The sequence below is a fragment of the Bradyrhizobium sp. LMG 9283 genome, assembly GCF_045571415.1.
GTDB lineage: Bacteria > Pseudomonadota > Alphaproteobacteria > Rhizobiales > Xanthobacteraceae > Bradyrhizobium.
Window position 1 is genome coordinate 8,607,886 of sequence record NZ_CP120691.1, and the last position, 12,169, is coordinate 8,620,054.

The window sequence follows — 12,169 nt, forward strand, 5'->3', positions numbered from 1 at the left end:
CAATTCCGTTAATTCCGTCCGGCGCCATTCATCGTGCTGAGCATCCGAAATCTCTCCAAGACCTTCTCCTCGGCCGGCGAGCCGGTCCATGTGCTGCGCGGCGTCGATCTCGACCTCAAGGCTGGCGAGCGCGTCGCACTGAGCGGCGAGTCTGGCAGCGGCAAGAGCACCTTGCTGCACCTGATCGCTGGGCTCGATGCCGCCGACGGCGGCACAATCCGGCTGGAGGAGATCGAGGTCACCAAGCTGTCGGATGCCGAACGCGCCAGCTTGCGGCGCGACCGCATCGGTCTGGTTTTTCAGCAGTACAACCTGATCCCGAGCCTCTCCGTCGCGGACAATCTCGCCTTCCAGGCGCGGATCGCCGGCCGGCACGATGCGGCCTGGACCAAGGAGCTTGTCGAGCGGCTCGGACTCGGCAGCCTGCTCAAGCGTTATCCAGAGCAAATATCCGGCGGCCAGCAACAGCGGGTCGCGATCGGCCGGGCGCTGGCGACCAAGCCCTCGCTGCTGCTGGCGGACGAGCCGACCGGCAATCTCGACGAAGCCACCGCCGAGGACGTGCTGGCGCTGACGCGTGACCTCGTCGCGCGCACCGGCTGCGGCTTCCTGATGGTGACGCACAGCCTGCATCTGGCCGCGACGCTCGACCGTCATCTCACTTTGCATGCGGGACGCATTGCATGAGGCGCGCGCTCTGGATCCTCGCCGTGCTGCTCAGCCATTGGCGGCGCCACAAGATGCAGTTTGCGACGCTGCTCGTCGGACTGATCGCAGCGACCGCGTTGTGGAGCGGCGTGCAGGCCATCAACCAGCAGGCCCGCAGCGCCTATGACCGCGCGGCGGCGACGTTCGGCGGCGTGCGCACTGCGATGCTGGTCGCGCCCAATGCGGCGACTTTTCCGCAAGAGCTGTTCGTCCAACTCCGCCGTGCGGGCTGGTCGGTGTCACCGGCGCTGGAGGGCCGGGTCCAGATCAACGGACGCTCGGTGCGGCTGCTCGGCATCGAGCCGGTGACGCTGCCAGTCGATGTCGGCAACGCGCCGCGCCTTGGCGCCTCGGATCTGAGCAGCTTTGTGGCACCGCCCGGCCAGACATTGGTGGCACGGGAGACGTTGAGCGACTTGCAGGAAACGGAAGGCTCGTCACCGCCGATCAGCAGCGGCGCAAAGCTGCCGCCGCTGCGGGTACAGCCGCAGCTCGCGCCCGGCGTGCTGGTGGTCGATATCGGCGTGGCACAGCGATTGCTGAACAAGCCGGATCAGGTGTCGCGGCTGCTGATCGGCAAACCGAAGGGCAGGCCGGCGCCGCTCGCGAGCGTCGTCGGCGAGCAGTTGCAGCGGGTCGAACCGACGGCGGAGACGGAGCTGGAGCGTCTGACCGACAGCTTTCATCTCAACCTCACGGCGTTTGGCCTGTTGTCGTTCTTCGTCGGTCTGTTCATCGTCAATTCGGCCGTCGGACTGGCCTTCGAGCAGCGGCTGCCGATGCTGCGGACCTTGCGGGCCTGCGGTGCCTCGGCGCGGCTGGTCAACACGGTGCTGGTGGTCGAGCTGGTGGCGCTGGCGCTGGTCGCAGGCCTGATCGGACTCGCTTGCGGCTATTTCATCGCAGCCGCATTGTTGCCCGACGTCGCGGCCTCGCTGCGCGGGCTCTACGGCGCGCAGATTCCGGGGCAGCTCAGCCTGCGAGGCGAATGGTGGCTCGCCGGCATCGGCATCAGCGTTGCCGGCGCACTTGTTGCGGCCGCAACCAGCCTGATCAAGGCGATCAGGATGCCGGTGCTGGCGACGGCGCACCCACGCGCCTGGCAACAGCGGCAACGCCGCTGGCTGATCCTGCAGAGCCTCGCCGCCGGCGCCGTGTTCGCGGTTGCACTGCTGCTGCTCCACTACGGACAATCGCTGATCGCAGGGTTCGGCGTGCTCGCGGCGCTGATGTTAGGTGCGGCGCTGATCCTGCCGGCCTTCCTCGACATCATCCTGCTCGCCGGCCAACGCGTCGCGCGAGGCCCGCTTGCGCTGTGGTTCTGGGCGGACAGCCGACAACAGCTTTCCGGATTGTCGCTCGCGCTGATGGCGCTGCTGCTCGCGCTCGCGGTCAATGTTGGGGTCTCCACCATGGTGGAGACGTTCAGCCGCACCTTCATCGGCTGGCTCAACGGGCGGCTCGCCGCCGACGTCTACATCAGCGCGTCGGACAATGCGCAAGGCGTCGCGATCCGCAACTGGCTGAAGGATCGCAGCGATGTTCAGGCGATCCTCTCGGGCGGACGCGCCGAGTCGCAAATCCAGGGGCAATCGGTGGAGTTGCTTGGCCTGCCCGATCAAGCGCTGTATCGCGAGCGCTGGCCCCTGCTGGAAACCGCGCCGCGCGCCTGGACGCAGCTGGTGCCCGGCAATGCCGCCTTCATCAGCGAGCAATTGAGCCGCAGGCTGAATCTGCGCATCGGCGACGTCGTCGAGGTGCCGGTGCCGGGCGGGACCTGGGAGCTCGACATCGTCGGCATCTATGCCGATTACGGCAACCCCAAGGGGCAGCTCACGGTGAATGTCGCCGCACTGATCCGGCAGTTTCCGCAGACGCCGCAGACGCGGATCGGCCTGATCGTCGCGAAGGAGAATATCCCCGGCCTGATCGCGGCCTTGCAGAAGCAGTTCGGGCTCGACGATCGCAGCGTCGCCGACCAGGCGACGGTGAAGGCGGAATCGATCCGCATCTTCAACCGCACCTTTGCGGTGACATCGGCGCTGAACGCCTTCACGCTCGGCGTCGCCGGCATTGCGCTGCTCACCAGCCTTTTGACGCTGGCCAATTCCCGCCTGCCGCAGCTTGCGCCGCTCTGGGCGATCGGCCTGACGCGGCCGCGCCTTGCCGCGGTCGAATTGACCAAGACGCTCTCGGTGGCGCTGTTCACGGCGTTGCTGGCCGTGCCGCTCGGCCTCCTGGTGGCCTGGTGCCTGATTGCGATCGTCAACGTGAAGGCATTCGGCTGGCGGCTGCCGTTCCATGTGTTTCCACTGCAGCTGATCGAGCTGGTCGCGGTCGCGCTGCTGGCCTCGCTGTTTGCCGCGCTGCTGCCGATGCTGCGGCTGGCGCGGATGCAGCCGGCGAACCTCGTCAAGGTGTTTGCCAATGAGCGCTGACAGAATCTCGCGGCGCGCGTTCACCGGCGGCATCGCCGCACTCGCTCTCGCGCGCCGCGCAGGCGCCCAGGGCTATGCCGGACTCGGCGAGAGCGCCGACGGCTTTGCGCAGGTGATGCCGGGGAAGGTCTTCACTTTTCCCGTCGACCACGGGCCGCATCCGGAGTTTCGCATCGAGTGGTGGTATCTCACGGCGAACCTCACAGACAGCAGCGGCGCCGCCTGCGGCCTGCAATGGACGCTGTTCCGCCAGGCGGCGCAGCCGGGCCCGCATCGCGAAGGCTGGGCCAATCAACAGGTGTGGATGGGACATGCGGCGGTGACGCGCGCCGACACCCACCGCTTTGGCGAGACGTTTTCCCGCGGTGGTGTGGGGCAGGCCGGCGTCACCGCCAAGCCGTTCGATGCCTGGATCGACGATTGGGAGATGAAAGGTCTTGAGCGCACCGACGATCGCACTTTGGCGCCGCTGACGCTGAAGGCCTCCGGCACCGATTTCAGCTACGCGCTGACGCTGGAGGCCGACCGGCCGGTGGTGTTGCAGGGCGATGGCGGCTACAGCCGTAAGTCCGAGCGCGGGCAGGCGTCCTACTACTACAGCCAGCCGTTCTATCGCGCGCGCGGCAGCCTCACCATCGACGACAAGGCGGTCGATGTCTCGGGCCAGGCCTGGATGGACAGGGAATGGAGCAGCCAGCCGCTCGATGCCGACCAGACCGGCTGGGACTGGCTGTCGCTGCATCTTTCATCCGGCGACAAGCTGATGCTGTACCGGCTGCGGCAGAAGGACGGAAAGGATTATCCGTTCGGCAACTGGATCAGCGCCAGCGGCAGCACGCAGATGATCGCGGGCAGCGACATTCAGATGATGCCGAAGGCCACCGCGGACGTCGCGGGACGCAAGTTGCCGGTGGAATGGCAGATCGCAATTCCCTCGCGATCATTCTCGATCCTCTGCAAGCCGCTCAATCCCAAGGCCTGGATGGGGACCGGATTTTCATATTGGGAAGGACCGATCAGCTTTGCCGGGACGCATGACGGCGTTGGCTATCTCGAGCTGACCGGGTATTGAAGCGCGGGTCTCTTCGAAGGACGTAACGATGTATCATCTCACCGCCCTCGTCACGCTGCTGGCGATCGCCTTTTATTTCTTCACCGCCATCAACGTCTCGCGCTCGCGCGACAAGACCGGCGTCAAGGTGCCGGCGATGTCGGGCCATCCGGATTTCGAACGGGCCTTCCGCATCCAGATGAACACGCTGGAATGGATGCCGATCTTCCTGCCAGCGCTGTGGCTGTTCGCGATCTATATCAGCGACGCCATCGCGGCGGGTATCGGCGTGGTCTGGATCATCGGCCGTATCGTCTATTTGGTCGGCTATTCGAAGGCGGCGGCCAAGCGCGGCACGGGCTTTGCGATCCAGGCGCTGGCCGCGATTGCGTTGTGGGTTGGGGCGCTGGGGGCGGTGGTGTTGCGGTTGGTGAAGTGAAGCACGGCATCGCGCGTGCTCGCGTCCCGGGCGCGGTGCAGCGTGCAACGCTGCGCCGCTGAACCGGGACCCAGTCAGGCCTCCGCACCCGGAGAGGCGTGGGTCCGGGCTCTGCGCAGCAGCGTTTCACGCTGCTGCGCGTCCGGGACACGAGAGCGTCACTTCGTCAGCGGGCAACCGCTTTCCTTCGCGGTGAAGAAGGCCTTGTCACCGGGGACGGTGGCGAGCAGCTTGTAATAGTCCCACGGCTTCTTCGATTCCGAGGGCTTCTTGACCTCGAACAGATACATGTCGTGGACCATGCGGCCGTTCTCGAGCACCTTGCCGCCCTGCGCGAAGTCGTCGTTGACCGGCAGCTCCTTCAGCTTCTTGGCGACCGCATCCGGATCCTTGGTGCCGGCAGCCTTGACAGCCTTCAGGTAGCTCAGTGTCGCCGAATAGGTGCCGGCGTGGATCATGCTCGGCATCCGCCCGGTGCGCTTGAAGAAGCGTTCACCGAGATTCCGCGTCTTGTCGTTGAGATCCCAGTAATAGCCTTCGGTCAGCACTAGGCCTTGCGCGGCCTGAAGGCCGAGGCCGTTGACTTCGGCGAGCGTCATCAAGAGGCCCGCGAGCTTCTGGCCGCCGGAGACGATGCCGAACTCGGACGCCTGCTTGATCGAGTTAGTGGTGTCGAGGCCGGCATTGGCAAGGCCCACGATCTTCGCCTTCGAGCTCTGCGCCTGCAGCAGAAACGAGGAGAAATCGGAGGAGTTGAGCGGCACGCGCACCGAGCCGAGCACCTTGCCGCCGTTTGCGGTGACGATCTCGCTGGTGTCCTTCTCCAGCGCATAACCGAAGGCGTAGTCGGCGGTGAGGAAGAACCAGGTGTCGCCGCCGGCTTTCGTCAGCGCACCACCAGTGCCGACCGCGAGCGCGCGGGTGTCGTAGGCCCAGTGGAAGCCGTAGGGCTGGCAGGCATCGCCGGTGAGGCGCGAGGTCGCGGCGCCGACGACGATGTCGATCTTCTTCTTTTCCTTGGAGAGCTCGTGGATCGCGAGCGCGACCGATGAGGTCGTCAGCTCCGTGATCATGTCGACGTTCTCGACATCGTACCAGCGCCGCGCGATCGAGGCTGCCAGATCCGGCTTGTTCTGGTGGTCGGCGGTGACGAGTTCGATCTTCTGGCCGAGCACCTCGCCGCCGAAGTCCTCGATCGCCATCTTGGCCGCTTCGACCGACCATTTGCCGCCGTAATCGGCATAGACGCCGGACTGATCGTTGAGGATGCCGATCTTGACGCCTTGCGCGGAAGCCGGCGCGGCGAACAATACGGCAGAGGTTGCGACAGCGGCCAAAAGGGCTGATTTCATATGTTAACTCCCAGCAGTCTTCTGTTGTGAAATCGCGCGGATACTAGTGAAGAACCCCGCGCGTGCCCATCGATTTCATGTTGATCGTTAGTATGGAGGCTGCGCCTTATATCTCCGCTGTCGTCCCGGACAAGCGCGCGCCGATCCGGGACGACAGTGGTGATCCGGGATACGGCAGTCACCCACCGACTCTCGTCAGGCCACCACCTCCGGCTTCTTGTCGCGCCGTCCTTCTGCCAGGTTCCGCACCACGACATAGAAGATCGGCGTGAACAGAAGCCCGAACAGGGTGACGCCGAGCATGCCGAAGAACACGGCAACGCCCACGGCCTGCCGCATCTCCGAGCCGGAGCCGGTCGAGATCACCAGCGGCAGCACGCCGAGGATGAAGGCGAAGGAGGTCATCAGGATCGGGCGCAGGCGCAGGTGGCAGGCCTCGATCACGGCCTCCAGCCGCGGCTTGCCCTCGAGCTCGATGTCGCGCGCAAACTCGACGATCAGGATCGCGTTCTTTGCCGCCAATCCCACCAGCACGACGAAGCCGATCTGGGTGAGGATGTTGACGTCCTGCCCCATGATACGCACGCCGATGGTGGCGGCGAGCAGGCACATCGGCACGATCAGGATCACAGCGAACGGCAGCGTCCAGCTGCCATATTGTGCGGCGAGCACGAGATAGACGAACAGCACGCAGATCGGAAAGACGTAGAGACCGGCATTGCCGCCAGTGATCTGCTGATAGGACAGGTCCGTCCATTCGAAGGTGAAGCCGCTCGGCAGGGTATCGTCGGCGAGCTTCTTGATGGTGTTGAGCGCGGTGGTCGAGCTTACGCCCGGCGCCGGCTCTCCCTGGAGCTCGGAGGCCGCATAGAGATTGTAGCGCGCGACGCGGTCGGGACCCGAGACGTCCTTGAACTCGACCACGCTGCCGAGCATCACCATGTCGCCGGAGGCGTTGCGCGTGCGCAGGCGCGCAAGGTCGCTCGGCTCCTTGCGGTAGGGGAAGTCCGCCTGCGCGGTGACGTGGTAGGTGCGGCCGAACAGGTTGAAGTCGTTGACATAGGTCGATCCGAAATAGGTCTGGATCGTGTCGTTGATGTTGGCGATCGGCACGCCCAGCTTCTGCGCCTTGGTGCGGTCGATGTCGACGAAGAGCTGCGGCGTGTTCGCCGTGAACGGCGAGAACACCGAGGTCAGAGTCGGCGCCTTGCGCGCGGCAGCAACCAGTTCGTCGGTCGCGGCTGCGAGCATTTCCGGCCCGCGACCCTGGCGGTCCTGGACGCGGATGGTGAAGCCGCCGCCGGTGCCGATGCCGGGCACGGCCGGCGGCGGAATCACGATGATGAACGCACCTTGGATCGCGGACAGACGCTTGCGCAGTTCGGCCGTGATGGCGTTCGCGGACAGCCCCTTCTTCAGCCGCACCTCCGGCTCATCGAACACCGGGAACAGAGCCGCCGCATTGCCGGCCTGCGTTCGCGTCGCGCCGGAGAAGCCGGCGAAGGCGGCGACGCGGACGATGCCCGGCGTATCCAGCGAGATGCGCTCGATCTCGCGCACGATCTCCGTGGTGCGCGCCAGCGAGGCCGCGCCCGGCAATTGCACCGATACGATGACGTAGCCGCGGTCCTGCGCCGGGATGAAGCCCTGCGGCGTGGTCACGATCAGCCAGCCGGCGCTGCCGATCAGCGCGACATAGATCAGGAGCATCACCACCGAATGCCGGATCACGAAATTGGCGAGGCCGGCATAGCCATGCGAGAGCCGGTCGAACACGCGGTTGAACACGCCGGTGAAGGCGTTCCAGCCGCGCGCGATGACATTCCAGGCAGCCGGCGGCCGCTTTTCTTCATGCGGGGTGAGGATCTGCGAGGCCAGCGCTGGCGACAGAGTCAGCGAGCAGAAGCAGGAGATCGCGGTCGCAACGGCAATGGTGACGGCGAACTGCTGGAAGAACTGCCCTGAAATGCCGCCGAGGAATGCGGTCGGCACGAACACCGCGCACAGCACCAGGGCGATTGAGACCAGCGCGCCGCCGACCTCCTCCATGGTCTTGAGCGCGGCATCACGACGACTGAGGCCGTGCTCGAGATGGCGCTCGACATTCTCGACCACGACAATGGCGTCGTCGACCACGATGCCGACCGCGAGCACGAGGCCGAACAGGGTCAGATTGTTGATGGAAAATCCAAGCGCCGCCATCACCGCGAAAGTGCCAACCAGCGAGACCGGGATCGCGATGATCGGGATGATCGCGGGCCGCCATCCCTGCAGGAACACCAGCACCACGACGACCACGAGCAGCATCGCCTCGTAGATCGTCTTGATCAGCTCATGGACCGACTGTGCGATGAACTCGGTCGGATTGTAGCCGATATTGTAGTCGAGGCCCTTCGGGAAGCTCTCCTTCAGCTTCGTCATGGTGTCGGAGATGTGTTTCGCCGTCGCGAGCGCATTCGATCCGGGCCGCTGCGTCATCAGCATGGCGACCGCCGATTTGCGCAGCAGGAAGCTGTTGGTGGAATAGGCCAGCGCGCCGAGCTCGATACGTGCGACGTCGCGCAGCCGCACCGTGCGGCCGTCGGAACCGGCCTTGATCAGGATGTCCTCGAACTGCTTCTGGTCCTTCAGCCGTCCCGTGAAAACGAGGTTCGGCTGGAAGGCGCGATCAGCGATCGGCGGCTCGGCGATCTGTCCGCCCGCAATCTGCACGTTCTGGGCACGGATGGCCGCCAGCACCTCGGTCGAGGTCAGGCCGAGATTGGCGATTCGATCAGGATCGAGCCACAGCCGCATCGAATAATCGCGCGCGCCGAAGATCTGGATGTCGCCGACGCCGTCGATGCGCAAAAGCTGGTCGCGAACCTGGAGCAGCGCATAATTGGAGATATAGAGCTGGTCGAACGTGTCGTCGGGCGACAGCATGAACACGACCATCAGGATGTCGGGCGAGTTCTTGCGCGTGGTGACGCCGTTGCGCTGGACCTCCTCGGGCAGGCGCGGCTGTGCGATCGCGACGCGGTTCTGCACCAGCACCTGCGCCTTGTCGAGGTCGGTGCCGAGCTTGAAGGTGACGGTGATGGTAAGCTGGCCGTTCGAGGTCGCCTGGCTGTAGAGATACAGCATGTCCTCGACACCGTTGATCTCCTGCTCGATAGGAGCCGCGACCGTGTCGGACACGGTCTGCGCGGAGGCGCCGGGATATTGCGTGGTGACGACGACGGTCGGCGGCACCACTTGCGGATATTCGGAGACCGGCAGCGTCGTGTAGGCGAGCGCGCCGACGATCAAGAGCACGATCGACAGCACCATCGCCAAAATGGGCTGGTTGATGGAGAGACGGCCGAGGTTCATGACTTGCCACCGGCCGGAGCTTGCGCGGTCTGGGGGGCGACCTTGGCGCCGACGCGGGCGCGCTGGATGCCATTGACAATGACGCGGTCGTCAGCCTTCAGCCCTTCGCGGATCACGCGCAGGCCGTCGTCGAGCGGTCCGAGCACGACGGGGCGCGCTTCCACCGTGTCATCCGGCTTGACCACGAACACGATCTTGCGGGACTGGTCGGTCGCAACAGCGACATCGGGGATCAGCAGCGCCTCGTAGGGCGCGCTGCCGATCAGGCGGACGCGGCCGAACTGGCCCGGCAGGATCGACAGATCGGTGTTCTTGATGACGGCGCGGCTACGCAGCGTGCCGGTCGAGACATCGAGGCGGTTGTCGAGGAAGTTGATGGTGCCCTCATGCGAGGGCTTGGTCTCGCCGGCGAGAGACACCTGCACCGGGTTCGCGGTATCGCGCGAGCTCGGGCGCCGGCCTTCGAACCACAGCTTGCTGTATTTGATGAAGGTCGCCTCATCCATGTCGAAATAGATGTAGATTGGATCCAGCGTGACGATCGACGTCAGCAGTGTCGACGTGCCGCTATCGCTGCCCTGTACGAGATTGCCGGGGCTGACGAGATGGCGGCTGACGCGCCCCGTCAGCGGCGCTGTCACGTGCGTGAACTCGATATTGAGCTTGGCGGCCTTCAACGCGCCTTCGGCCTGCGTCGCGGCGGCGTGGGCGGCCTGCAAGGCCTGGCGGCGCTGGTCGACGACCTGCTCGGAGACGGCGCTGGTCTGCACCAGGTTGAGGCCGCGATCGAGCTCGCGTTTGGCAAGCTCCACTTTGGCACGCGCGTCGGAGAGCTGGCCGTCCGCCTGCTCGGCCACCGCCTCGAACGGACGCGGGTCGATCACGTAGAGCAGATCGCCCTGACGCACGATGGCGCCGTCCTGGAATTCCACCGAGTTGACGAAGCCGCCGACGCGCGGGCGCACCTGCACCTCCTCGACTGCCTCGAAGCGGCCGGTGAACTCGTCCCAATCGGTGACGGTGCGCTTGACCGGCTGGGCAACGGTCACCGGCGGAGGCGGAGGAGCGGCGGCCTGCGAGGCCGGTTGTCCGCAGCCGGCGAGCACGAATGCTGCAGTGAGCAGGCTCGCTATTGCGTAATGCCGCGGTTGAACGAAATCGTGCTTTTTGACAAATGGCTCGCTTCCGTCCGGTCCAGTCATCCCAGGTCCTCGCATCAAAAACTACGGAAAAAGCGGGGTATTCGCCATCACGCGGGCCCTACAGGATGGGCGGCAATGATGAACTCTTCAAGACCAATGCGCGTGCAATGCTCACACGAGCGCCCTGGCCGGATGGCGGGTTGACAGAGGAATTAGCCGGCCTCGCGCGGACCGATTAGTGGGCGAGACGCGAATGGACTTATTCGCGGGGCTAATGAATGGAAAGGGCACCTCCCCTCCAGGCCCCTGGAGGGGGAGGGGCGCAGCGCATGGAGCGCAGCGGAATGCGATGCGGGTCGGGTGATCTCTTCACACGGGCACTATTCGCTCGCGCTTCGCGCGATCGACCCTCCCACTCCAGGGGAGGTAAGGGAGTAGCCAGCGTCTTCGCGCATGACGGGCGGCGGCTGCTCGGCTAGACTTCTCCTTACAAAACAAGACGAATTGTCCGGGAGGACAGGCGTGCACCAGGGACGTGTCGTTTACGGCGCGATCGAGGAGGTCGTGTTCGGCCATCCGGCGGCCGGCGCGATCGTGGCGCAGATGGACCGGCTGGGAACCCGCCGCGCCTTCCTGCTGGTGTCAGGCACGCTGAACCGGCAAACCGACGAGATCGAGAAGATCAAGCAAGCCTTGGGTTCCCGCTGCGGCGGCCTGTTCGACGCCATGCCAGCGCACACGCCGCGCGAGGCGGTGATCGCGGCAACCAATGCGGCGCGTGAGGCGGGCGCCGACCTGATCGTCACCGTCGGCGGCGGCTCGATCACCGACGGCGCCAAGGCGGTGCAGCTCTGTCTTGCCAACGGCATTGACGACATCGGCGGCATCGAGCGAATCCGTGTGCACAAGGGTGTCGCGCCCGAGATGAACGCACCGACAGTGCGCCAGGTCAGCGTGCCGACCACGATCGCCGGCGGCGAGTTCAGCTCGATCGCCGGGGTCACCGACCGCAGCAGCAACGTGAAGCAGATGCTGCGGCATCCGCTCACGGTGCCGCGCGCAACCATCCTCGACCCCGCCATCACGGTGCACACGCCGGAATGGCTGTTCCTGTCGACCGGCATCCGCGCCGTCGACCATTGCGTCGAGGCGATCTGCTCGCGCGAGACGCACCCTTATGCCGACGCGCAATCCGTCAAAGGCCTTGCCATGCTCGCCGATGCACTGCCGCGGGTGAAGGCGGACCCTGCCGACCTCGACGCCCGCATGGATGCGCAGATCGGCACCTGGCTGTCGATGGGCGCGCTCGCAGCGGGCGTGCCGATGGGTGCGAGCCACGGTATCGGCTACGTGCTGGGCGCCGCCTTCGGCGTGCCGCACGGCTACACCTCCTGCATCATGCTGCCGGCGGTGATGCGCTGGAACGCGCGCGACAATGCCGAGCGCCAGGTGATCGTCGCCACCGCGATGGGTTACCCCGGCCGCGATGCCGCCGACGTGCTCGATGCCTTCATCCGCTCGCTTGGCATGCCGCGCAGCCTCGCCGAGATGCGTGTCTTGCCGGAGCATTTCGATTCCATCGCCGAACAGGCCATGCGAACAAATTGGATCCCGCGCAACCCACGCAAGATCGCCGGGCCCGCCGATATCAAAGAGATCCTGCTTCTCGCCGCATGATGCAAGCC

General features: G+C 65.5%; 8 protein-coding genes. 5 read left to right on the forward strand and 3 right to left on the reverse strand.

Annotated features, from left to right (window positions below; translation table 11 throughout):
• The first annotated feature begins 33 nt into the window (after window positions 1-33).
• The 4 genes from P6U29_RS40160 to P6U29_RS40175 are packed head-to-tail and all read left to right on the forward strand — an operon-like array spanning window position 34 to window position 4,636.
• Complete coding sequence (locus P6U29_RS40160; protein ID WP_407115609.1) at window positions 34-687, forward strand: ABC transporter ATP-binding protein; 654 nt, start codon at window positions 34-36, stop codon at window positions 685-687.
• Window positions 684-3,146 carry an FtsX-like permease family protein gene (locus P6U29_RS40165; RefSeq protein ID WP_407115610.1) on the forward strand — a complete coding sequence of 821 codons (2,463 nt, stop codon included), beginning with the start codon at window positions 684-686 and terminating at the stop codon, window positions 3,144-3,146. Before P6U29_RS40160 ends, P6U29_RS40165 begins: the two co-directional genes overlap by 4 nt.
• Window positions 3,136-4,218, forward strand: a complete 1,083-nt coding sequence (locus P6U29_RS40170) for a lipocalin-like domain-containing protein (RefSeq protein WP_407115611.1) — start codon at window positions 3,136-3,138, stop codon at window positions 4,216-4,218. Before P6U29_RS40165 ends, P6U29_RS40170 begins: the two co-directional genes overlap by 11 nt.
• Window positions 4,219-4,246: 28 nt before the next feature.
• A complete protein-coding gene (locus P6U29_RS40175; protein WP_407115612.1) occupies window positions 4,247-4,636 on the forward strand; it encodes an MAPEG family protein in 390 nt (129 codons plus the stop codon).
• Between the two features lie 158 nt (window positions 4,637-4,794).
• Here the strand turns inward: P6U29_RS40175 and P6U29_RS40180 are convergent, their stop codons facing one another.
• From P6U29_RS40180 to P6U29_RS40190, 3 genes are all read right to left on the reverse strand, one after another.
• Window positions 4,795-5,988 carry an ABC transporter substrate-binding protein gene (locus P6U29_RS40180; protein WP_407115613.1) on the reverse strand — a complete coding sequence of 398 codons (1,194 nt, stop codon included), beginning with the start codon at window positions 5,986-5,988 and terminating at the stop codon, window positions 4,795-4,797.
• A 195-nt stretch (window positions 5,989-6,183) separates the two neighbouring features.
• Complete coding sequence (locus P6U29_RS40185) at window positions 6,184-9,342, reverse strand: efflux RND transporter permease subunit (RefSeq protein WP_407115614.1); 3,159 nt, start codon at window positions 9,340-9,342, stop codon at window positions 6,184-6,186.
• Complete coding sequence (locus P6U29_RS40190) at window positions 9,339-10,544, reverse strand: efflux RND transporter periplasmic adaptor subunit (protein ID WP_407115615.1); 1,206 nt, start codon at window positions 10,542-10,544, stop codon at window positions 9,339-9,341. Before P6U29_RS40190 ends, P6U29_RS40185 begins: the two co-directional genes overlap by 4 nt.
• A 462-nt stretch (window positions 10,545-11,006) precedes the next feature.
• On the opposite strand from P6U29_RS40190, the gene P6U29_RS40195 reads away from it, so the two are divergent.
• On the forward strand, window positions 11,007-12,161 hold the full coding sequence (locus tag P6U29_RS40195) for an iron-containing alcohol dehydrogenase (RefSeq protein ID WP_407115616.1): 1,155 nt from the start codon (window positions 11,007-11,009) through the stop codon (window positions 12,159-12,161).
• Window positions 12,162-12,169: the final 8 nt, after the last annotated feature.